Source organism: Pseudomonas sp. NFACC14, assembly GCF_900106885.1.
In the GTDB taxonomy this organism is placed as follows: domain Bacteria; phylum Pseudomonadota; class Gammaproteobacteria; order Pseudomonadales; family Pseudomonadaceae; genus Aquipseudomonas; species Aquipseudomonas fluorescens_AA.
This window is the reverse complement of sequence record NZ_FNOA01000029.1, coordinates 37588-58776: the sequence shown is the minus strand read 5'-3', so window position 1 is coordinate 58776 and position 21189 is coordinate 37588. Positions and strand designations below refer to the sequence as shown.

General features: G+C 62.6%; 21 protein-coding genes. 11 read left to right on the top strand and 10 right to left on the bottom strand.

From position 1 onward, the window contains the following. Positions 1-195: 195 nt before the first annotated feature. The 10 genes from BLU85_RS27505 (at position 196) to BLU85_RS27460 (ending at position 7200) form a co-directional block, all read left to right on the top strand. Positions 196-1170 (top strand): KpsF/GutQ family sugar-phosphate isomerase, encoded by a 975-nt coding sequence (locus BLU85_RS27505; RefSeq protein WP_092205008.1) that lies wholly within the window; start codon positions 196-198, stop codon positions 1168-1170. Then, positions 1171-1695: a KdsC family phosphatase gene (locus BLU85_RS27500; RefSeq protein WP_060739154.1), complete on the top strand. Its 525-nt coding sequence runs from the start codon at positions 1171-1173 to the stop codon at positions 1693-1695. It begins immediately after the preceding gene. A gap of 7 nt (positions 1696-1702) precedes the next feature. Next, entirely contained in the window at positions 1703-2272 is a 570-nt protein-coding gene (gene lptC / locus BLU85_RS27495; RefSeq protein WP_092205007.1) for an LPS export ABC transporter periplasmic protein LptC, read from the top strand. Continuing rightward, positions 2259-2804, top strand: a complete 546-nt coding sequence (gene lptA / locus BLU85_RS27490) for a lipopolysaccharide transport periplasmic protein LptA (RefSeq protein ID WP_092205006.1) — start codon at positions 2259-2261, stop codon at positions 2802-2804. Before lptC ends, lptA begins: the two co-directional genes overlap by 14 nt. Next, complete coding sequence (lptB, locus tag BLU85_RS27485; RefSeq protein ID WP_072410876.1) at positions 2804-3529, top strand: LPS export ABC transporter ATP-binding protein; 726 nt, start codon at positions 2804-2806, stop codon at positions 3527-3529. The genes lptA and lptB overlap by 1 nt, the downstream gene beginning before the upstream one ends. 164 nt (positions 3530-3693) lie before the next feature. Further along, on the top strand, positions 3694-5187 hold the full coding sequence (locus tag BLU85_RS27480) for an RNA polymerase factor sigma-54 (RefSeq protein WP_092205005.1): 1494 nt from the start codon (positions 3694-3696) through the stop codon (positions 5185-5187). Between the two features lie 76 nt (positions 5188-5263). Further along, on the top strand, positions 5264-5572 hold the full coding sequence (hpf, locus tag BLU85_RS27475) for a ribosome hibernation-promoting factor, HPF/YfiA family (protein WP_003178005.1): 309 nt from the start codon (positions 5264-5266) through the stop codon (positions 5570-5572). A 12-nt stretch (positions 5573-5584) separates the two neighbouring features. Next, positions 5585-6049 (top strand): PTS IIA-like nitrogen regulatory protein PtsN, encoded by a 465-nt coding sequence (gene ptsN / locus BLU85_RS27470; RefSeq protein WP_092205004.1) that lies wholly within the window; start codon positions 5585-5587, stop codon positions 6047-6049. 2 nt (positions 6050-6051) lie between these two features. Next, positions 6052-6909: an RNase adapter RapZ gene (rapZ, locus tag BLU85_RS27465; RefSeq protein ID WP_092171547.1), complete on the top strand. Its 858-nt coding sequence runs from the start codon at positions 6052-6054 to the stop codon at positions 6907-6909. A 15-nt stretch (positions 6910-6924) separates the two neighbouring features. Continuing rightward, positions 6925-7200: an HPr family phosphocarrier protein gene (locus tag BLU85_RS27460; RefSeq protein ID WP_092205003.1), complete on the top strand. Its 276-nt coding sequence runs from the start codon at positions 6925-6927 to the stop codon at positions 7198-7200. Between the two features lie 81 nt (positions 7201-7281). On the opposite strand, the gene BLU85_RS27455 is transcribed toward BLU85_RS27460, so the two are convergent. From BLU85_RS27455 to pmbA, 6 genes are all read right to left on the bottom strand, one after another. Beyond that, positions 7282-8172 carry a ZIP family metal transporter gene (locus tag BLU85_RS27455; protein WP_092205002.1) on the bottom strand — a complete coding sequence of 297 codons (891 nt, stop codon included), beginning with the start codon at positions 8170-8172 and terminating at the stop codon, positions 7282-7284. Between the two features lie 19 nt (positions 8173-8191). Then, positions 8192-8815, bottom strand: a complete 624-nt coding sequence (locus BLU85_RS27450; protein ID WP_092205001.1) for a superoxide dismutase — start codon at positions 8813-8815, stop codon at positions 8192-8194. Positions 8816-8817: 2 nt separating this feature from the next. Beyond that, positions 8818-9258, bottom strand: coding sequence for a hypothetical protein (locus BLU85_RS27445; RefSeq protein ID WP_060739163.1), 441 nt, complete (start codon positions 9256-9258; stop codon positions 8818-8820). Between the two features lie 27 nt (positions 9259-9285). Next, positions 9286-10662: a class II fumarate hydratase gene (locus tag BLU85_RS27440; RefSeq protein WP_092205000.1), complete on the bottom strand. Its 1377-nt coding sequence runs from the start codon at positions 10660-10662 to the stop codon at positions 9286-9288. Continuing rightward, positions 10655-11050 carry a hypothetical protein gene (locus BLU85_RS27435; protein WP_053118468.1) on the bottom strand — a complete coding sequence of 132 codons (396 nt, stop codon included), beginning with the start codon at positions 11048-11050 and terminating at the stop codon, positions 10655-10657. Before BLU85_RS27435 ends, BLU85_RS27440 begins: the two co-directional genes overlap by 8 nt. Positions 11051-11255: 205 nt before the next feature. Then, positions 11256-12602, bottom strand: a complete 1347-nt coding sequence (gene pmbA, locus BLU85_RS27430; RefSeq protein ID WP_060739165.1) for a metalloprotease PmbA — start codon at positions 12600-12602, stop codon at positions 11256-11258. A gap of 108 nt (positions 12603-12710) precedes the next feature. On the opposite strand from pmbA, the gene yjgA reads away from it, so the two are divergent. Next, positions 12711-13235 (top strand): ribosome biogenesis factor YjgA, encoded by a 525-nt coding sequence (gene yjgA, locus BLU85_RS27425; RefSeq protein ID WP_003197830.1) that lies wholly within the window; start codon positions 12711-12713, stop codon positions 13233-13235. A 147-nt stretch (positions 13236-13382) separates the two neighbouring features. Here yjgA and tldD read toward each other — a convergent pair whose 3' ends face one another. The 4 genes from tldD to rng form a co-directional block, all read right to left on the bottom strand. Beyond that, positions 13383-14825 (bottom strand): metalloprotease TldD, encoded by a 1443-nt coding sequence (gene tldD, locus BLU85_RS27420; protein ID WP_003197828.1) that lies wholly within the window; start codon positions 14823-14825, stop codon positions 13383-13385. A gap of 5 nt (positions 14826-14830) precedes the next feature. Next, positions 14831-15694 (bottom strand): carbon-nitrogen hydrolase family protein, encoded by an 864-nt coding sequence (locus tag BLU85_RS27415; protein WP_092204999.1) that lies wholly within the window; start codon positions 15692-15694, stop codon positions 14831-14833. Positions 15695-15832: 138 nt separating this feature from the next. Continuing rightward, positions 15833-19636 (bottom strand): YhdP family protein, encoded by a 3804-nt coding sequence (locus tag BLU85_RS27410; protein WP_092204998.1) that lies wholly within the window; start codon positions 19634-19636, stop codon positions 15833-15835. 60 nt (positions 19637-19696) lie between these two features. Further along, positions 19697-21154 carry a ribonuclease G gene (gene rng / locus BLU85_RS27405; RefSeq protein WP_018613976.1) on the bottom strand — a complete coding sequence of 486 codons (1458 nt, stop codon included), beginning with the start codon at positions 21152-21154 and terminating at the stop codon, positions 19697-19699. Positions 21155-21189: the final 35 nt, after the last annotated feature.

Genomic DNA, 21189 nt, shown 5'->3' with positions numbered 1-21189 from the left:
CGGCGGCGAACTATATCACTGCAACAGCCAAGCGCCCAAGGCCAACGCCCCGCCCGTTAAGCCTGGCTTAAGGTAAATGCCACATTTTATGTCAAACGTTGTGGCCCCTTGAACAAAGCATGACGAACTTACGTGAGGGAATTGTTCATTACCGCTATAATCGCCGCCTTTTCATCGGGCTATACGATTTCAGACATGAGCCAATCCAGCGACCTGATTCAATCGGCACAACGTACCATCCGCCTCGAGCTCGAAGCCGTGCAAGGCTTGCTGCCCCATATCGACGCTGATTTCGTACGCGCCTGCGAGATGATTCTGGCCAGCAAGGGCCGCGTGGTCGTGGTCGGCATGGGCAAGTCCGGGCACATCGGCAACAAGATCGCCGCCACCCTCGCCAGCACCGGCACCACGGCCTTTTTCGTCCATCCGGCCGAAGCCAGCCATGGGGACATGGGCATGATCACCCGGGACGACATCATCCTGGCCCTGTCCAACTCCGGCTCCACCAACGAGATCATCACCCTGCTGCCGCTGATCAAGCGCCTGGGCATCCAGTTGATCAGCGTGACCGGCAACCCCGACTCGCCGCTGGCCAAGGCCGCCGAAGTGAACCTCAATGTCCATGTCGAACACGAAGCCTGCCCGTTGAACCTGGCACCGACCTCCTCCACCACCGCGGCCCTGGTCATGGGCGATGCCCTGGCCGTGGCGCTGCTGGAAGCCCGGGGCTTCACCGCGGAAGACTTCGCCTTTTCCCATCCCGGTGGCGCCCTCGGTCGTCGCCTGCTGCTGAAAGTCGAAAACGTGATGCACGCCGGCCAGGAACTGCCACAGGTCGTGCGCGGCACGCTGCTCAAGGACGCGCTCATGGAAATGACCCGCAAGGGGCTGGGCATGACGGTGGTCCTGGAGGACGACGGCAAGCTTGCCGGGATCTTTACCGACGGCGACCTGCGCCGCACCCTGGACCGCACCATCGACATCCACAGCGCGACCATCGAGCAAGTCATGACCCCCCACGGCAAGACCGCCCGCGCCGAGATGCTCGCCGCCGAGGCCCTGAAAATCATGGAAGACCACAAGATCAGCGCCCTGGTGGTCGTCGATGACGAAGACCGTCCGGTGGGCGCCCTGAACATGCACGATCTGCTGCGTGCGGGAGTCATGTAAATGAACACAGACCTGTTGCAACGTGGCAAAGCCATCAAGCTGGCCGTGTTCGATGTGGACGGCGTGCTGACCGACGGCCGCCTGTACTTCCTCGAAGACGGCAGCGAATTCAAGACCTTCAACACCCTCGACGGCCAAGGCATCAAGATGTTGATGGCCGCCGGCGTACAGACGGCTATCATCAGCGGCCGCAAGACCCCGGTGGTCGAACGGCGCGCGAAGAACCTCGGCATCCCGCACCTTTACCAGGGACGCGAAGACAAACTGGTGGTGCTGGACGAGCTTCTGGGCCAACTCAACCTAAGCTATGAACAGGTGGCCTACCTCGGTGACGACCTGCCAGACCTGCCGGTGATTCGCCGGGTCGGCCTGGGCATGGCGGTCGCCAACGCGGCCAGCTTCGTGCGCGAGCATGCCCACGGCATCACCACGGCGCGAGGCGGCGAAGGTGCCGCCCGCGAATTCTGTGAACTGATCCTGCGCGCCCAGGGCCGCCTCGAAGCGGCCAACGCCGCGTACCTGTGAGCCATTTATGCTGAGCAAAAAGATTCGCACCGTTGTGGTGTTTGCCTGTATCGCGGCGATTTTCGCCGCGGTGGGCTATTGGAACATCAGCCCCGAGCGGTTTCTCGACCAGCCCGCCGCCCAGGTCGAGGAACGGATCGACTGGTACGCGACCAACACCCATACCCTGCAGTACCTGCCCGACGGCAAAGTGCAATATGAGATGACGTCCGACAAGGTTGACCACGTAAAGGCCACTGACATTACGCTGGTCACCAAGCCGGACCTGAACATGTTCCGCGGCACCGAATTCCCGTGGCACGTGCAGAGCGAGCACGCCGAAGTCAACTCCGGCGGCACCGAAGTGGAACTGATCGACTCGGTACGCGTCGCCCGGACCGACGAGAAAAACCGCACGACCATCATCACCAGCACACGCATGACCGTGTTCCCACAGCAAGAATATGCGCAGACCGAGCAACCCGTTAGAATCGACGGCGCCGGGGGTGTATCGACCGGCACGGGAATGAAAGCGTATTTGAAGGAAAGCAGGATACACCTGCTATCGAACGTAAGAGGACAGTATGAAGCTCGCTAAAACCCTCCCTATTTTGCTCAGTCTGGGCGCAGCACTGGGAAGCGCGAGCGCCTGGGCTCTTCCCAACGACCGCGACCAGCCTATCCGCATCCAGGCCGACGACGCCCAGCTCGACGACAAGAATGGCGTCGCCACCTATAAAGGCGATGTGATCATCACCCAGGGTTCGATGAAGGTCACCGGCAACACCGTGACCATCACCCGCACCCCGACCGGCGATATCGATGTGGTGACCTCGGTGGGCAACCTGGCCTACTTCGAGCAACTGCAAACCGCGGGCGATACCAAGCCGGTACAGGGCTACGGGGTAACTATCCAGTACCACGCCGCCCAGGATCGCGTGGTCCTGATCGACCGCGCCAAGGTCGTCGACAAGGACAACAACGTCACCCAGGGCGAGAAAATCGTCTACGACACCGTCAAGAAACTGGCCAGCGCCGGCCGCGCCACCGGCAGCAAAGTGACCGAGCAGCGTCCGCGGATCGACATGGTGATCCAGCCTAAAAAGAAAACCGAGCAGAAGGCCCAGTAATGGCAACTCTGAAAGCCCAGCACTTGGCCAAGAGCTACAAGGGCCGGCAAGTCGTGCGCGATGTCAGCCTGTCCATCGACAGCGGCCAGATCGTCGGCCTGCTCGGCCCCAATGGCGCGGGCAAGACCACCTGCTTCTATATGATCGTCGGCCTGGTCCAGGCCGATCAGGGTCGCGTGCTGATCGACGACCTGGACGTCAGCCACCAGCCGATGCATGGCCGGGCAAAGGCCGGGATCGGCTATTTGCCGCAAGAAGCGTCGATCTTCCGCAAACTGTCGGTTGCCGACAACATCATGGCGATCCTCGAGACCCGCAAGGAGCTCGACAAGGCCGGCCGTCGCCAGGAACTGGAAAGCCTGCTGCAGGAATTCCACATCAGCCACATTCGCGACAACCTGGGCATGAGCCTGTCGGGTGGCGAACGGCGCCGCGTGGAAATCGCCCGCGCCCTGGCCACCGCACCGAAGTTCATCCTGCTCGACGAACCGTTCGCCGGCGTGGATCCGATCTCGGTGGGCGACATCAAGCAGATCATCCATCACCTCAAGGCCAAGGGCATCGGCGTGCTGATCACCGACCACAACGTGCGCGAGACCCTGGATATCTGCGAAACCGCCTACATTGTCAATGACGGCCAACTGATCGCCGAAGGTGACTCCGCCGCGATCCTGGCCAACGACCTGGTCAAGGAAGTCTACCTGGGCCATGAGTTCCGTCTGTAAGCACACGTGTCTGGCGAATTGCCTGGGCGTCGTTTAATTTTATTATGGCGACGCTCTAGGCAAACACTTCAGTTTCAGGCATATAATTTGCTTAAGTTTGGCGCTCCGGCGCCCTGTAGTGGATGGCGCATGTGCGCCGGCGAATAAGGTGTTAAGCCCCTGCCATGAAACCATCGCTAGTCTTGAGAATGGGCCAGCAGCTGACGATGACACCGCAGCTGCAACAGGCCATCCGCCTGCTCCAATTGTCGACCCTGGACCTGCAACAGGAAATCCAGGAGGCCCTGGAGTCCAATCCGATGCTCGAACGCCAGGAAGAAGGCGACGACTTCGACAACACCGATCCGCTGGCCGACAACGTCGAGCAGAAGACCAATACCGAGGTCCCGGAACCGTCCTACCAGGAAGCCGCCCCGACGGTGGATAACCTCGAGGATGGCGAATGGAACGAGCGCATCCCCAACGAGCTGCCCGTGGACACGGCCTGGGAAGACGTCTACCAGACCAGCGCCAGCAACCTGCCCAGCAGCGATGACGACGAGTGGGACTTCACCACCCGTACCTCGGCCGGCGAAAGCCTGCAAAGCCACCTGCTGTGGCAACTGAACCTGGCGCCGATGTCCGACACCGATCGCCTGATCGCCGTAACCCTGATCGACTGCATCAACAACCAGGGCTACCTGGACGAGACCCTCGAAGAGATCCTCGAAGCCTTCGACCCCGAGCTCGACATCGAGCTGGACGAGATCGAAGCCGTCCTCCATCGCATCCAGCAATTCGAACCGGCCGGCATCGGCGCCCGCAACCTGGGCGAGTGCCTGCTGCTGCAACTGCGCCAGTTGCCTGCCAAGACGCCATGGCTGGCCGAAGCCAAGCGATTGGTCACCGATTACATCGACCTGCTGGGCGGTCGCGACTACAGCCAGTTGATGCGGCGCATGAAGCTCAAGGAAGATGAGCTGCGCCAGGTCATCGAGCTGGTCCAGAGCCTCAACCCGCGCCCCGGCTCGCAGATCGAATCCACCGAGCCTGAGTACGTGGTACCCGACGTGATCGTGCGCAAGCACAACGATCGCTGGCTGGTGGAGCTCAACCAGGAGTCGGTGCCCAAGCTGCGGGTCAACGCCCAGTACGCCGGCTTCGTCAAGCGCGCCGACACCAGCGCCGACAACACCTTCATGCGCAACCAGTTGCAGGAAGCCCGCTGGTTCATCAAAAGCCTGCAAAGCCGCAACGAAACCCTGATGAAAGTGGCCACCCAGATCGTCGAGCATCAGCGCGGCTTCCTGGAGTACGGCGATGAGGCGATGAAACCGTTGGTCCTGCATGACATTGCCGAGGCAGTGGGCATGCACGAGTCGACGATTTCCCGGGTGACCACCCAGAAATTCATGCATACCCCCCGGGGCATCTATGAATTGAAATACTTTTTCTCCAGCCACGTCAGCACCTCCGAAGGCGGCGAATGCTCGTCCACGGCCATCCGCGCGATCATCAAAAAACTGGTGGCCGCGGAAAATCAGAAAAAGCCGTTGAGTGACAGCAAGATCGCTGGTTTACTGGAGGCACAAGGCATTCAGGTGGCCCGCCGTACCGTCGCCAAATACCGCGAATCCCTCGGGATCGCGCCTTCGAGCGAACGCAAGCGGTTGATGTAACAGGCCACGCCACAGCGTTCCAGTGGCAGGCATTTCTGCCTGCCGCTTTATGCACTGGCAACGAAGGAGAAGCTGTATGCAAGTCAACATCAGTGGACACCAACTGGAAGTGACCGAACCCCTGCGCACCTACATCGGCGAAAAACTCGACCGGTTGGAGAGGCATTTCGACAAGATCACCAACGTGCAAGTCACGATGAACGTCGAGAAGCTGCTGCAGAAAATCGAAGCCACGCTGCATATCCCCGGCGGAGAAGTGGTCGCCAACGCAGAGCACACAGACATGTACGCCGCGATTGACCTGCTGACCGACAAGCTGGATCGCCAACTCAAAAAGCATAAGGAAAAGACCCAGAGCCTCCTCCAGGGCGCGACCGGTCGTTAACCCCCCCAATCCATGATCCGACTAGAAAACATCCTGACCCCCGGCCGTTCCCTGGTGAACGCGCCGGGCGGCAGTAAAAAGAAAGCCCTCGAACAAACTGCCAACCTGATCCACCGCGAAGTGCCGGATCTGGGAATGCAGGACGTCTTCGAGGCGCTGGTTGCCCGTGAAAAACTCGGTTCCACCGGTTTTGGCAACGGCATCGCCATCCCCCATTGCCGCCTCAAGGGTTGTATCGCGCCCATCAGCGCACTGTTGCACCTTGAAGCCCCCATAGATTTCGATGCCATCGACGGCGCTCCGGTCGACCTGCTGTTCGTATTGCTGGTTCCGGAAGCGGCGACCGATGCGCACCTCGAGCTGCTGCGCCAGATCGCCAGCATGCTGGACCGCAAGGAAGTGCGCGAGAAACTGCGCGGCGCGTCGAGTAACGAAGCTCTGTACCAGGTGGTCCTGGACGAGCAGAACGGTCATTAAACATGCGCATGATCATCGTCAGTGGCCGCTCCGGCTCCGGTAAAAGCACGGCCCTCAACGTGCTTGAGGACAGCGGCTACTATTGCATCGACAACCTGCCCGCCGGCCTGCTGCCGGAACTGGCCGAGCGCGCCCTGATCCACACCGAGCTGGCGCAGCCGCTGGTGGCGGTGTCCATCGATGCGCGCAACCTGCCGAGCCATCTGTCGCGCTTTCCAGAACTGCTGGAAGAAGTGCGCAGCCGGCATATTCAATGCGATGTGTTGTACCTGGATGCCGATGAAGAGACGCTGCTCAAGCGTTTTTCCGAAACCCGCCGGCGTCACCCGCTGAGCAACGCCAACCGCTCCCTGGCCGAAGCCATCGAAGATGAAAGCCAGCTGCTGGGGCCGATCGCCGACCTGGCGGACCTGAAGGTCAACACCACGCACCTGAACCTGTATCAGTTGCGCGACACCATCAAGCTGCGCCTGCTGAACCAACCGGAACCGGGCACGGCATTCCTGGTGGAGTCGTTCGGCTTCAAGCGTGGCATGCCGGTAGACGCCGACCTAGTGTTCGATGTGCGCTGCCTGCCCAACCCTTATTGGAAACCGGAACTGCGCGAGCAGTCCGGGCTCGATCAACCGGTGATCGACTACCTGGCCGCACAGCCGGACGTCGAGGAAATGTACCAGGACATCTCCAGCTACCTGCTCAAATGGCTACCCCGCTTTGCCGCGAGCAACCGCGCCTATGTCACGATCGCCATCGGCTGTACCGGCGGCCATCACCGCTCCGTCTACCTGACCGAACGCCTCGGTCAGCTCCTGCAAAAATCCCTGAAGAATGTCCAGGTTCGCCACCGCGACCTCAGCTAAAGGATTCACACCGCGATGCCTGCTCAGGAAATTGAAATCATCAACAAGCTGGGTTTGCATGCCCGAGCGTCGGCCAAGTTTGTCGGAGTCGCGGGACAGTTCAAGGACACCACCATCAGGGTCGGCCGCACGCCGGAATCCACGGTCGACGGCAAAAGCATCATGGCGATGATGATGCTCGCCGCCGGCAAGGGCACCAAGATCCACCTGAGCACTGAAGGGGATCAGGCACAGGAAGCGATGGATGCCCTGGTAGACCTGATCAACCGATATTTCGACGAAGGCGAATAACCCCCTGTGGCGAGGGGATAAATCCCCTCGCCACAAATGGTCCCTTCCCACGGATGATCCCTGTCACACAGATTCCCCCTGTCACGCCAACGCCGTATCCAGCACCATCATCAGGCAAAACCCCACCAACAAACCCAGGCTCGCCAGTTTCTCGTGACCATTGCGGCGGGATTCGGGAATGACCTCATGGGTCACCACCAGCAGCATCGCCCCAGCCGCCAACGCCAGGCCCAGGGGCAAGAGCAGCTCGGCCAGGCTCACCAACCAGGCGCACAGCAGCGCGAACACGGGCTCGACCAACCCTGACGCCGCGCCAATCAGGAACGCCTTGACCCGCGACATGCCCGCCGTGGCCAGTACCAGCGCGATCACCAGCCCTTCGGGGACATCCTGCAAGGCGATGCCCATCGCCAGGCTGTCGGCATCCGGCATGCCGCCGCCCGCCGACACGCCCACCGCCATGCCTTCTGGAATGTTGTGGGCGATGATGGCGAACACGAACAGCCAGATCCGCGGCGCAATGATCGGGCGTCCCGGCGCCGCCACCAGCCTTTCGGGGCTGGCCGAGACCTTGCGGTCCATCAGGTAAAGCCCGAACGCCCCCGACAGAATGCCAAAACAGATAAGGCCGCTGGCCGCCCAAGGCGTGAAGCCCAACTGCTGCGCCGCGGCAATGCCCGGCACGATCAGCGAAAACGCCGTGGCCGCGAGCATCACCCCGGCCCCGAAGCCCAGCAGCGAATCGCTCACGGCCTGGGGCATGCGCCGGATGACCAGCACCGGCACGGCTCCCAGCGCGGTGCCCAAGGCACAAAGTCCGCCGCCCTGAAGGGCTCGCAACAGCCTGGGCTCCAGGTCCAGCCACGCCAGGCCCTGGGCCGCCAACAACGTCATCCCGGCCAACAGCAACAACGACCCCAAGGCATAGCGGAACATCCGTCCGCTTCCAATCGCCAGTGTTTGAGTATCCATAGTCAGCCTTGGAGGGGGTTCATGAAGGACTCGACGCCAGCGCCGCCTGATAGCGTCGGGCGACTTCAGGCCAATTGATCACGTTGTAGAAGGCGCTGATGTATTCCGGACGACGGTTCTGGTAGCGCAGGTAATAGGCATGCTCCCAGACGTCCAGGCCAAGAATCGGCGTGTTGCCATTCATCAGCGGACTGTCCTGGTTGCCGCTGCTCTCTACCACCAGGGTCTTTTGCGGGGTCACGCTCAACCAGGCCCAGCCGCTGCCGAAACGGGTCAGCGCCGCTTTGGTGAATGCTTCCTTGAAACGTTCGACACCGCCCAGTTGCGCATCGATCGCCGCCGCCAGGGCACCCTCGGGCAGACCGCCGCCCTGGGGCGTCATCACCTCCCAGAACAACGAGTGATTGGCATGGCCACCACCCTGGTTGATCACCGCAGCCTTCAGGCTGGGCGGCAACTGCCCCACGCTGGACACCAGTTTTTCGACGGGCCATCCGGCGTACTCGGTACCGTCCACCGCCGCGTTGAGGTTATTGATGTAGGTCTGGTGATGCTTGGTGTAGTGGATCTCCATGGTTTGCGCATCGATGTGCGGTTCCAGGGCGTCGTAGGCGTAGGGCAATGCAGGCAAGGTAAAAGCCATGTTCAATGAACTCCATGATGAAGAGGGGCATTGCGCTGCCGGGGCGTGGCGGCATTGCAATGCAGCAGGCGCTGGGTGCGTGGGTATTCACCGTGCTCGCTGATGAAATTCAGCAGTTCGACGTAAGTCTTGTGGCTCTGGCGCTGCGCGGCGGCGCGCAAGGCCGGTGCCAGGCGTTCGTCCTGCATCGTCTGCAACAACCGTTGGTGGATCGCACACAAGTATTCGGCGCTCTCCTCCGGCTGGTTCAGGCGCAAGTGCAGGTCCGCCAGGTTGTGATGGGAGACGACGCAAGCCGCGACCGCTTCGTCGGCATCCGCCCAGCGCTCGAACAACACTTGGGCCAGCGCCAGGGCTTGCAGGTAGGCTTCGCGGGCATCCACCAGCTCGCCCAGCATGAAACAGCGATTGGCCCGTTCGATCGTACGTTTCCAGTGTTCCATGGTGAGTCCTCCACACAGGTGTCGGGGTTACACGCCGCCGGCGGTGAGCTTCTCCGGGTCCAGCAGGACTTCGAGTTCGCTGCGAGACAGGTCGGTGTGTTCCAGGGCGACATCGATGACCGGTCGGCCTTGCTGATAAGCCTTCTTGGCGATTTCAGCGGCCTTCTGGTAACCGATGATCGGATTCAGCGCGGTCACCAGGATCGGGTTGCGCGACAACGCTTCCTTGAGCCTGGCTTCGTTGACCTTGAACGTGGCGATGGCCTTGTCCGCGAGCAAGCGGCTGGCGCTGGACATCAGGGCGATACTACTCAGCAGGTTCTGGGCGATGATCGGCAACATCACGTTCAATTCGAAGTTGCCCGATTGACCGGCAATGGTGATCACCGTGTCGTTACCGATCACCTGGGCCGCGACCATCGCGGTGGCTTCAGGAATGACCGGGTTGACCTTGCCGGGCATGATCGAGGAGCCCGGCTGCAGGCCTTCGAGTTCGATCTCGCCCAGGCCCGCCAGCGGCCCGGAGTTCATCCAGCGCAGGTCGTTGGCGATTTTCATCAGCGACACGGCCGTGGTCTTGAGCTGTCCGGAAACCGCCACCGCGGTGTCCTGGGAGCCGATCAGCGCGAACAGGTTCTTGCCCGGGGTGAATTGCACGTGGGTCAATTGCGTCAGTTGTTGGCTGAACAGCTCGGCGAAACGCGGATGGGCATTGACCCCCGTGCCGACCGCCGTACCGCCCTGGGCCAGGGATTGCAGGCTCGGCAGCAGGTCCTGCAAGTGGCCGATATTGGCCTTGAGCTGTTGCGCCCAACCGTCGAGCACCTGGCTCAGGCGCACCGGCATGGCATCCATCAGGTGGGTGCGACCCGTCTTGATGAACGGATGGACTTCTTCGGCCTTGCGCTCGATCACCTGCACCAGGTGCAACAACGCCGGCAGCAGTTGCTCATGCAAGGCCAGCGCGGCACTGACATGAATGCTGGTGGGGATGATGTCGTTGCTGCTCTGGCCGCAGTTGACATGGTCGTTCGGGTTGATCGTCTCTCCCAGCAGGCCGCTGGCGAGGGTGGCGATCACTTCGTTGGCGTTCATGTTGGAGCTGGTGCCGGAGCCGGTCTGGAAGATATCCACCGGAAAATGATCCATGAAACGGCCTTCGAGCAGCCCCAGGGCGGCATCGACTATGGCCTTGCCCTGGGCCGCGCTGATCTGTTCCAGCTCCACGTTGGCCCGGGCGGCCGCGGCCTTGGCCAGGATCAGGGCGCGGATGAATGGCGCTGGCATCCGCTGGCCGCTGACCGGGAAGTTATCCACGGCACGCTGGGTCTGGGCGCCATAGAGGGCGTCCACCGGGACGTGCAGCTCGCCCATGCTGTCGCGTTCGATACGGGTATTACTCATCGGGAGATCCTTGCACCAGTTCAATAAGGGGAATCGATGGCGCCAGGGCGCAGGTCGCCAGCGCCCAGGCATGGCTCTGCCAGCGCTTGAGGCGGCAGCGGCACAGTGATTGGCGTTCGAGGTCACGCAGGGGGCGCCAGGCCTGGTCGAGGCAGAGGCTGCGCCAATGCCAGGGCAGCGCGACATCCGAAGCGGTGTCGAGCAGCAGGCGGAAGGCGGTTTCGGAGATCATCCACGGCGAGGTGGCGGTGCAACAGGCCAGATAGCGGCCCTCGGCCAGGTAGTGCTCGATCAGCCGCGGTTCGTCCGGGTTCATCGCGCAACGGATCTGGCGGCTCATCCAGCGCCAGCTTTCAAGGTAGGGTTGTTCGTGCAGGGCAGAACTCATGACCGGGGCTCACTCGGCGAATGAGATTAATTATTAGATGATAATAAGAAGCAACACAAGCCTGGGAGCGCATCATTGTGGCGAGGGGATTTATCCCCTCACCACAGGGCGTCCACCGTGTCCCCCGGTCCAAACAGGGATCTGCGAACATAAAAAAGCGCGTCACCCACTTGGATGACGCGCCTTTTTTTTCTGCGATCGAAGGTCAGCTACCCGCCACTGTCATCCGCTCGATCAGTACCGAGCCGGTGCGGATGTTGCTGCGCAGTTCCAGGTCATTCCCCACGGCCACGATCTGCTTGAACATGTCGCGCATGTTCCCGGCGATGGTGACTTCCTGGACCGGGAACTGGATCTCGCCATTCTCGACCCAGAAACCCGCCGCGCCACGGGAATAGTCGCCGGTGACCATGTTCAGGCCATGGCCCATCAGTTCCGTCACCAGCAGGCCCCGGCCCATGCGCCGCAGCAAGGCGGCCTGGTCTTCTTCGCCATGGGTCACGAACAGGTTATGCACGCCACCGGCATTGGCGGTGCTCGGCATGCCGAGTTTGCGTCCCGAATAGGTGCCGAGGATGTAGGACACCAGCTCGCCTTTTTCCACGAACGGCTTGGCGTAGGTGGCCAGGCCATCGCCGTCGAACGCGGAGCTGCCCATAGCCTGCATCAGGTGCGGACGCTCGTCGATGGTCATCCATTCCGGGAACAGTTTCTGGCCCAGCGCGCCTTCGAGGAATGACGACTTGCGATACAGGTTGCCGCCGGACACCGCTGACAGGAAGCTGCCGAACAGGCCACCGGCCAGCTCGGCAGAAAACAGCACTGGCACTTCGCAGGTCGGCACCGGCCGTGCACCCAGGCGGCTGGCCGCCCGTTGCGCGGCTTTCTGGCCGATGCTCACCGGGTCCGCCAGCAAGGTGCCCTGGCGGTTGACGTCGTACCAGTAATCACGCTGCATCTGGCCGTTGGCTTCGGCAATCATGACGCAACTGAGGCTGTGGCGGGTCGATGCATAACCGCCGATGAAGCCGTGGCTGTTGCCGTAGACACGGCAGCCCTGGTGGGTATTGAGCGTCGTACCGTCGGCATTCTTGATCCGCGAATCGGCATCGAATGCCGCCGCTTCGCAACGCAGCGCCTGTTCGATGGCCTGTTCAGGGGTGATGTCCCAGGCGTGAAACAGGTCGAAGTCGCGCAGTTCCTTGCACATCAGCGCGGCATCGGCCAGGCCCGAGGCTTCGTCTTCGGAGGTGTGCTGGGCAATCGCCAGTGCCGCGGCGACGGTTTCGCGAATAGCGTCCGGGCCGCTGGCCGACGTGCTGGCCGAGCCTTTGCGCTGGCCCACGTACAAGGTGATGCCAAAGCCCTGGTCGCGATTGAATTCGACGGTTTCCACCTCGCGCTGGCGTACCGACGTCGACAGGCCCTGCTCCAGGGACACCGCCACCTCGCACGCACTGGCGCCTTGTCGCTTGGCCTCGGCGAGGATCTGCTCGACTTGTTCCTGCAGTGCCGGCAATGCCTGCGGGCCGACGCTTTGAACTGCACTCATGGTGTTCTCCACTCAAATTCTGTTTTCGGTGATGGCCATCGAGCGACCGGGCCGGACAAGCGGCCCCCGACTGGTTATCATGGCGGCGTTTCTTTGCGGACTGCCACCATGGTTGATTCTTACGACGATTCCCTCTACGAGGGTGAAAAAAGCAAATCCCAGGTCAAACGCGAGCTGCATGCTCTGGTTGACCTCGGCGAGCGCCTGACAACACTCAAGCCTGACTTGCTGGCCAAACTGCCTTTGACCGACGCCTTGCGTCGGGCCCTGGCCGATGCGCCCAAGCACACCGCGAATATCGCGCGTAAACGGCACCTGCAATTCATCGGCAAACTGATGCGCGATCAGGACACTGACGCCATCCTGGTGCTGCTCGATCAACTCGATGCCTCCACCCGGCAGTACAACGAACGCTTCCACAACCTGGAGCGCTGGCGCGATCGCTTGATCGCAGGCGACGACGGCGTGCTGGAAAAATTCGTCATCGACTACCCGGAGGCCGATCGCCAGCAATTGCGCTCCCTGATCCGTCAGGCCCAGCACGAACTGGCGCAGAACAAGCCACCGGCCTCGAGCCGTAAAATCTTCAAGTACATCCGTGAGCTGGACGAGACCCAACGCGGCTTGCGCTGAGTTTCACCGGGTCCGTAGGAGCTGGCGAAGCCTGCGATCTTTTGATCTTTCGCTTGAGACTCAAGTGTCTGGGGAAAGATCGCAGCCTCGTTGCACTCGACAGCTCCTACGACAGCTCCTACGCAGCTCTAGGGGACCGTATCATCCTTATGCGCCCGTGCCACCCACGGTAATCGCATCGATCTTCAGGGTCGGCTGGCCGACGCCCACCGGCACCGATTGCCCGTCCTTGCCACACGTCCCCACACCGCTGTCCAGCGCCAGGTCGTTACCGACCATCGACACCTTGCTCATCGCCTCCGGCCCATTGCCGATCAGGGTCGCCCCCTTGACCGGTGCGGTGATCTTGCCGTCTTCGATCAGGTAGGCCTCGCTGGTGGAGAACACGAACTTGCCGCTGGTGATGTCCACTTGGCCGCCGCCGAGGTTGGCGCAATAGATGCCTTTTTTCACAGAGGCGATGATTTCCGCCGGGTCGCTTTGGCCACCCAGCATGTAGGTATTGGTCATGCGCGGCATCGGCAGGTGCGCGTAAGACTCGCGGCGACCGTTGCCGGTGCGTGCCACGCCCATCAGCCGGGCGTTGAGCTTGTCCTGCATGTAACCCTTGAGCACCCCGTTCTCGATCAGCGTGGTGCATTCGGTTGGCGTGCCTTCATCGTCGACGCTCAGGGAGCCACGACGCCCGGCCAGGGTGCCATCATCGACAATGGTGCAGAGTTTCGAAGCGACCATTTCCCCCATGCGCCCGCTGTAGGCCGAACTGCCCTTGCGGTTGAAATCGCCCTCCAGGCCGTGGCCCACCGCTTCGTGCAGCAGCACACCGGACCAGCCGGAGCCGAGCACCACCGGCAATGTGCCGGCCGGGGCCGGGATGGCTTCCAGGTTGACCAGGGCCTGGCGCAGCGCCTCACGGGCGTAGCCCATGGCGCGGTCTTCACTGAGGAAATAACGGTAATCGGTGCGCCCGCCACCGCCATGGCCACCGCGCTCACGACGACCGTTCTGCTCGACGATGACGCTGACATTGAAACGCACCAGCGGTCGCACGTCCGCCGCCAGGCCGCCATCGGTGGAAGCCACCAGGATCCGCTCCCAGACCCCGGCCATGCTGACCGACACCTGCTGGATGCGCGGGTCGAGGGCACGGGTGGCGACGTCGATGCGCTTGAGCAATTCGACTTTCTCGGCGCGGCTCATGACCTCCAGCGGGTTGTCCGGGGCATAGAGTTGCGCCACGTCCTGGCTGCTGAACGCCTGGACCGTACCATTCTGCCCGGCGCGGGAGATCGAGCGGGCCGCACGGGCCGCGGCCCCCAGGGCTTCAAGGGTGATGGCGTTGCTGTAGGCGAAACCGGTCTTTTCCCCGGACTGGGCGCGCACGCCCACACCCTGGTCAAGGTTGAAACTGCCTTCCTTGACGATGCCGTCCTCCAGCGACCAGGACTCGGAAATCTGGCCCTGGAAATACAGGTCGGCGGCATCGATGCCCGGGCCGGCCAGATCGCCCAGCACGCCTTGCAGGCTTTCAAGCGTCACGCCGCCAGGGGCTAAAAGGTGTTCACTGACTGAGGATAACAACCCGCTCATATGTTTTACGCCTTGGGTTCGTCGTCTTGGACAGGCCGCTGTCGAGCGCCCTGCGAGAAAAAGCGCCGATGGCTGGCCACCGGCATGCGCGCCCGGATGGACGCTTGTTCGCTGCTGTCGCGCTCGGCCACCAGCACGGCCTCGCCTTGATCCTGTTGTGCCAGCACGCGGCCCCAGGGGTCGACAATCGCGGCATGGCCAAAGGTTTCCCGAGGCCCAGGATGCACGCCACCCTGGGCGGCCGCCAGCACGTAGCACTGGGTCTCGATGGCCCGGGCGCGGATCAGCACGTCCCAATGGGCCGCGCCGGTCACCGCGGTAAACGCCGACGGTGCCGTGATCAACTCGGCCCCGGCCGCCCGCAGCTCGCTGTAGAGTTCCGGAAACCGCAAGTCATAACAAACCGTCAGGCCCACCCGGCCGACGGGGGTATCGGCAACCACCACGTTGGCACCATAAGCATAGTCATCCGACTCGCGATAGCGCCCGCGATTGTCCGCCACATCCACATCGAACAGGTGCAGCTTGTCATAACGCGCCACGATCTGGCCCTGGTCGTCGACCAGCAACGAACAGGCATGGGACCTGGCCTCGGGCTGGCCCACCGGCGGCAACGGCAGCGTGCCGGCCACAATCCATAACTTGAGGTCACGGGCGACCTGTTTCAACCACGGCAGGATCGGTCCCTGACCAAAGGCTTCGGCACGGCCGATATCGGCGATGTCCCGTCGCCCCATCGCCGCGAAATTCTCCGGCAGCACTGCCAGCCTCGCGCCGCCGGCGGCAGCCTGCTCCAGCAACACCCGGGCACGGGCCAGGTTGGCGAGCACGTCGCTTTGGCTGACCATTTGAATCACGGCGACTGCCATGGTGCCTCCCTCATTTCTTGCATCATTCCCCTGTGGGAGCGAGCTTGCTCGCGATAGCGCAGGATCCGCAAAGGAAATGTGACTGATACACGGCTATCGCGAGCAAGCTCGCTCCCACAGGGGTTATCCCATCGTCTGTCAAAACGGCTTGTCGAAAGTGATCTTCGGCTCTTTCCACGGTCCCTTGACGTCGTATCTTACGCTGGCAAAACGCGCCACGCGGTCACCGATCAGTTTGTCGATCAGAAACAGCGCCCCGCCCACCGCCGGTGCACCGACAATCAGCGCGGCGATCGGCAGGTTGTTGGTCACGGGCAACGTCACCAGCAGCTTGGCGTCGACGCGGTCGGCCACCATGTCCAGCGTGCCATTGAGTTCCAGGTTGCTCGACGGCCCGGTCAGGGTAATGGGTTCGCGGGTCACGTACACACCGTCGCTCGCCACCAGCAGCCCCTTGACCCGGTCGTAACTCAAGCCTTTGCCGAACAGGTCGGAGAAGTCCAGGCGCAAGCGTCGGCCGATGGAGTTGAAGTTCAACAGGCCGAATACCCGCAACGCCTGGGCGCTGCCTTCGACTTCGACGAACTGGCCCTTGGTCAACGACGCGTCGAGGCTGCCGGAGAAGCGTTTGGTGGCGACCCACGCCGGCGAACCGGGCCAGCGACCATCGACATCCAGGCGGAAGGCCTGGCTGGTCACACTCGGTGCGAACCCCCAGCCCTTGAGCACATCGGCCAGGTTCTTGCCGCCGATCCGTCCCTTGTACCAACTGTTGGTGGCACCAGGCGTACCTTCCCAGCCGCCACTGCCATTCAACACCATGCCCTTGAGGCCCATGTCCAGGTTATTCAGCGCAATGCCCTTGGCGGTCGGGCGCACTTTCAACGACCACGCGCCAATCAGGTCAGGGCCCTGGAACAACTGGTCGATGGCGATATCCATCGCCGGGATCTTGCCGGGATCGACCGACGCCAACGGGTCCGGGGCGTTTTCATCTGCCTGGACCGTCGGGTCTGGGGCCGGCAGGCGAACGTAGTCAAGCTTGATGCCAATCGGTGCGGCCTTGGCGTCCGGCAGGTTGACATTGCCCTTGGCCTGCTGGCTGTCGAGCCGCAAGGCCCAGGCGTCCGGCTTGCGATCCAGTTGCACCGACGCCTGGTCCAGGGTGGTGCCCATGGCCGTGAGCTTGCCGACGGTCAGATCGACGCTGCTGAGCAATTGCTTGGCGCTGCCGCCCGGATCCTGGCCGGCGTACTTGTTCACCAGGTCCTGCCAGGGATTTACATCCAGCTCCGACAACGTGCCCCGCAGCCGCAACCCCTTGGCGCCAGGCAGCACCGCATCGCCGGCGCCCAGCAGCAACTCGCCGCGACCGTCGGTGAATTTCCCGCTTGGCGCAGCGTAAGTGAAGCTGGCCAGGTCACCATAATCGACCCAGTAACGCCGTTCCGGCCCCTGCAGGGTCATGCGAAACACCGTGTCGCGCCCGACATCGGCGGCCATGCCGAAGGGGGCCGGCAGGTCTACGGCCACGCCCTTGAGGTTGGAGCTGACCGACAGCTGGCTGTCGGCACCGTCGAGGATCACTTGCAACTGGTAGGGCACGACGCCCGATACCGGCAACGGTTGGGTGACGTTCAGCCAACTGGTGAGCTTATTGATCTCCACCTGCCCGGACGCGGAGACCCGCGTGTTGAGCGCACCGGCACGGCCCTCGGCGAAAATCTGCGCGGTCACGGGCCGGTCGAATGCCCGGGCGCTGATGCCCTTGCCGCTCAGGCCCTTGTTGCTGTCGAAGCGGAAATCGCCCTTGAGCTGGGTCAGCTCCAGCGCCGGCTCGCTGAGCTTGAGACGAGCCTGGTCGGTGGCGAAGTCCACCAGGATCTTCGGTTGCTCGCCTTTGACCAGCGGGATATCCAACTTCACGCTGCCTTTCAGGTCGCCCTCGCCTTCCCAGCCGGCGAATGTCTCGGCGGTCCCGATCGGTGCGCTCTGGAGGATTTTCAAACCGTCGCCCAGCCCACCGGCGAACCCGCCGTCCAGCAGCAGATGAGAGCTCTGGCCAGTCGGTACATGGGGAATGTTCACCGAAACATCCTTGACCTGGGTATCGAGCAACTGCCCCTGGCTGGCATAGATGCGCACGCCGCTGTCTTCGACGAAGACATCGCCGCTGACCTTGCTGACCGAAGGCCAGCCCGGCTGGAACGCCAGTTCGGCGTCATGCACCTTGAAAAACAGGCTGATGCTGCGCGCCGCGTCCACGGCACCGTGGTTGAGCGAACCCTGATACTGGAAAAAGCCCTCGTCCACCGCGCCCTTGACGATGGCCGTGCGCAGCCACTCATCCAACGCCGGACTGAGGACCGCCGGCAGGTACTTGGCGGTGTAGCGCCCGTCACCGTCCACCAGGCCGACCCGCAGGTCCATGTAGTCTTCCTGGCTGTGGTCGAAATGCAGGCGAATCAGGAAGTCGCCGGCAATCCGGCCCTCCTCGCCCAGCACCTTCAGGTATGGCGCGATCAGGGTGAAGCCTTGCTTGTCGAGCTTCCAGGTCAGCCGGGCATTGGCCTGCAAGTACTGCCAGGGCTTGGCGAAGATCGGATCCAGGTGCAGGGAAAAATCCTTGCTGTCCATGCGCAGCTCGCCGCCGCCCAGGTCACCGCTCAGGCTCCCGGAAACGTTGCGCGCCGCCGGAGCGCCGCGATAGGCATCAAAGCCCACGGTATCCAGGTTGGTGGCGAAGCTGACTTTCTGGTCACCGGTGTTCTGCGGCCGGAAGTCCAGCAGCACGTTGCGCAGGCCACCGGTCACTTTGAGCCGGTCAATCGTCGTGGCCAGGCCTTCGGGCAACGGTGCCAGGGCATTGAGCAAAGGCGTGAGCGGGGTCAGGTCGAGGCGGTCGGCCTGCAGGTGCCAACGCTCCTCGGCCTGCTCGGTGGCGGCGGTTTGTTGCAGTTGCAGGTGCGATTCCCAGCGGGTCTCGCCCAGGTTCATCGCCAGGGAATCGAAGGTCGCGGTGAACCCTTGGCTACCGCGCTGGAAATAAGCGTTGAGGGCCAGGTTGTGGATCTGTACCGGCTTGCGTTCGCCGTAGGCACCCTGGAGCTGCGGTGCGTTCAGGCGCATGGCTGCGCTTTGCACCGTGCCCTCGCCCCAACTGAGCCAGAGCTCACCGCCGGCCTGGATCCGGGAGAAATTCCATTGCTGGGTCAGGCGTTTCGGCAGCCATTTGGACCAGTCGCTTTGCGGCAGGCTCAAATAGGCGTCGGCCTGGCCGTTCTTCCAGTCGCTGGCGCGCAGGCGGGTGCGCAGGTTGATCGCCACCGGCTGCCCGTCAGGCAGGGTCAGGCGTGCATCCAGGCGCTGGCGGGTGGCACCGGTGCGCAGGCTCAAGCCGACGTAGGTCAAGGTCAGCGGCGGTTGCTCGACCGGTTGCAAGGTCACCTGGCTATCGAGCACCGAGAGCTTGGCGACCACTTGCATGCGTTCGAGCAGTTGCTGCGGATCGAGGGGCTGCTCGTCCTTCACCGGCAGGCCTTCCAAAGCCCACTTGCCGTCGGCGCCCTCCTTGAGGCTGAGCTTCAGGCCACTGACTTCCAGGTGGGCGATGCGCACCTGACGCGCCAGCAGGCTGTCCCACAGGTCAGGCACGGCCCGCACCTGGTCCAGGTGCAAGGCGTTGGGGCCCTCGCCGACCACCACGTCGCGCGCCGCCAGGATCGGCGCCAACGCGTCCCAACTGCCGTCCAGGCTACCGATGCGCACGGGCATGCCCAAGGCGGCACCCGCGCGGTTCTCGACCTCGGCCCGGTATTCGGCCACCAGCGGGACCAGCTCGCGACCGAGGCTGACGTACAACGCCAGCAACACCAGCAACAGGGCACAAAGCCCCAGCCCCCAACGGGTCAGCGTCGCGATCAAGCGTGTCAGACGCTCCATGTCAGTGGGCTCCCCTGGCAAAGACAATCAAATCCGCGGGCCCGCCGCTTCCCAAGCTCTTCAGAGCAACACCACGTCGTATTGTTCCTGGGAATACATGGTTTCGACCTGGAAACGAATCGTGCGTCCGATAAACGCTTCCAACTCCGCGACATTGCCTGACTCCTCGTCGAGCAGGCGATCCACTACTTTCTGGTTGGCCAACACTCTATAGCCGGTCGCCTGGTAGGCGCGCGCCTCCCGGAGGATTTCCCGGAAGATTTCGTAACACACGGTTTCCGGGGTCTTGAGCTTGCCCCGCCCCTGGCAACTGCTGCACGGTTCGCACAGTACCTGCTCGAGGCTTTCGCGGGTGCGCTTGCGGGTCATCTGCACCAGGCCCAGTTCGGTGATGCCGATGATGTTGGTCTTGGCGTGATCGCGTTCGAGTTGTTTTTCCAGGGTCCGCAGCACCTGGCGCTGGTGCTCTTCATCTTCCATGTCGATGAAGTCGATGATGATGATCCCGCCCAGGTTGCGCAGGCGCAGTTGGCGGGCAATCGCCGTGGCGGCTTCCAGGTTGGTCTTGAAGATGGTTTCTTCCAGGTTGCGGTGGCCGACGAACGCCCCGGTGTTGACGTCGATGGTGCTCATGGCTTCGGCCGGATCGACCACCAGGTAACCGCCGGACTTGAGCGGCACCTTGCGCTCCAGGGCTTTCTGGATTTCGTCCTCGACCCCGTACAGGTCGAAAATCGGTCGCTCGCCAGGGTAATGTTCCAGGCGATCGGCGATTTCCGGCATCAGTTCGGCGACGAACTGCGTGGTTTTCTGGAAGGTTTCCCGGGAGTCGATGCGGATTTTCTCGATCTTGGGGCTGACCAGGTCGCGCAAGGTCCGCAGTGCCAGGCCCAGGTCTTCGTAGATCACGCTGGGGGTGGCGATGGTCTTGATCTGCGCGGCGATCTGGTCCCAAAGCCTTCGCAGGTAGCGGATGTCCATGAGGATCTCATCGGCCCCGGCCCCTTCGGCGGCGGTGCGCAGGATGAACCCACCGGCTTCCTTGATGCCTTCTTTTTCCACGCAGTCGCTGACCACCTGCTTGAGGCGCTCGCGCTCGGCTTCGTCTTCGATCTTCAGGGAAATGCCGACGTGGGCGGTGCGCGGCATGTACACCAGGTAGCGCGATGGAATCGACAGTTGCGTGGTCAGGCGGGCGCCCTTGGAGCCGATAGGGTCCTTGGTGACCTGCACCACCAGGCTCTGGCCTTCATGCACCAGCGCGCTGATGCTCTCCACGGCCGGCCCTTCGCGCATGGAGATTTCCGACGCATGGATGAACGCCGCGCGGTCCAGGCCGATGTCGACGAAGGCCGCCTGCATGCCCGGCAGCACTCGCACCACCTTGCCCTTGTAGATATTGCCTACGATGCCACGCTTTTGCGTGCGCTCGACGTGGACCTCTTGCAGCACACCGTTTTCAACCACCGCCACGCGCGATTCCATCGGCGTGATGTTGATCAGGATCTCTTCACTCATGGCAGGGTCTCGTTCAGGCATGTTCACGATAATGG

What these genes read in the sequence shown, in the direction of transcription:
- BLU85_RS27500 (WP_060739154.1), top strand. Translation starts at nt 1,171, where the DNA reads ATGAACACAGACCTGTTGCAACGTGGCAAAGCCATCAAGCTGGCCGTG.
- rapZ (WP_092171547.1), top strand. Translation starts at nt 6,052, where the DNA reads ATGCGCATGATCATCGTCAGTGGCCGCTCCGGCTCCGGTAAAAGCACG.
- BLU85_RS27450 (WP_092205001.1), bottom strand. Translation starts at nt 8,815, where the DNA reads ATGGCTTTTACCTTGCCTGCATTGCCCTACGCCTACGACGCCCTGGAA.
- lptC (WP_092205007.1), top strand. Translation starts at nt 1,703, where the DNA reads ATGCTGAGCAAAAAGATTCGCACCGTTGTGGTGTTTGCCTGTATCGCG.
- lptB (WP_072410876.1), top strand. Translation starts at nt 2,804, where the DNA reads ATGGCAACTCTGAAAGCCCAGCACTTGGCCAAGAGCTACAAGGGCCGG.
- yjgA (WP_003197830.1), top strand. Translation starts at nt 12,711, where the DNA reads ATGGTTGATTCTTACGACGATTCCCTCTACGAGGGTGAAAAAAGCAAA.
- pmbA (WP_060739165.1), bottom strand. Translation starts at nt 12,602, where the DNA reads ATGAGTGCAGTTCAAAGCGTCGGCCCGCAGGCATTGCCGGCACTGCAG.
- BLU85_RS27460 (WP_092205003.1), top strand. Translation starts at nt 6,925, where the DNA reads ATGCCTGCTCAGGAAATTGAAATCATCAACAAGCTGGGTTTGCATGCC.
- BLU85_RS27455 (WP_092205002.1), bottom strand. Translation starts at nt 8,172, where the DNA reads ATGGATACTCAAACACTGGCGATTGGAAGCGGACGGATGTTCCGCTAT.
- BLU85_RS27445 (WP_060739163.1), bottom strand. Translation starts at nt 9,258, where the DNA reads ATGGAACACTGGAAACGTACGATCGAACGGGCCAATCGCTGTTTCATG.
- BLU85_RS27440 (WP_092205000.1), bottom strand. Translation starts at nt 10,662, where the DNA reads ATGAGTAATACCCGTATCGAACGCGACAGCATGGGCGAGCTGCACGTC.
- ptsN (WP_092205004.1), top strand. Translation starts at nt 5,585, where the DNA reads ATGATCCGACTAGAAAACATCCTGACCCCCGGCCGTTCCCTGGTGAAC.
- tldD (WP_003197828.1), bottom strand. Translation starts at nt 14,825, where the DNA reads ATGAGCGGGTTGTTATCCTCAGTCAGTGAACACCTTTTAGCCCCTGGC.
- rng (WP_018613976.1), bottom strand. Translation starts at nt 21,154, where the DNA reads ATGAGTGAAGAGATCCTGATCAACATCACGCCGATGGAATCGCGCGTG.
- BLU85_RS27435 (WP_053118468.1), bottom strand. Translation starts at nt 11,050, where the DNA reads ATGAGTTCTGCCCTGCACGAACAACCCTACCTTGAAAGCTGGCGCTGG.
- BLU85_RS27505 (WP_092205008.1), top strand. Translation starts at nt 196, where the DNA reads ATGAGCCAATCCAGCGACCTGATTCAATCGGCACAACGTACCATCCGC.
- BLU85_RS27410 (WP_092204998.1), bottom strand. Translation starts at nt 19,636, where the DNA reads ATGGAGCGTCTGACACGCTTGATCGCGACGCTGACCCGTTGGGGGCTG.
- BLU85_RS27480 (WP_092205005.1), top strand. Translation starts at nt 3,694, where the DNA reads ATGAAACCATCGCTAGTCTTGAGAATGGGCCAGCAGCTGACGATGACA.
- lptA (WP_092205006.1), top strand. Translation starts at nt 2,259, where the DNA reads ATGAAGCTCGCTAAAACCCTCCCTATTTTGCTCAGTCTGGGCGCAGCA.
- BLU85_RS27415 (WP_092204999.1), bottom strand. Translation starts at nt 15,694, where the DNA reads ATGGCAGTCGCCGTGATTCAAATGGTCAGCCAAAGCGACGTGCTCGCC.
- hpf (WP_003178005.1), top strand. Translation starts at nt 5,264, where the DNA reads ATGCAAGTCAACATCAGTGGACACCAACTGGAAGTGACCGAACCCCTG.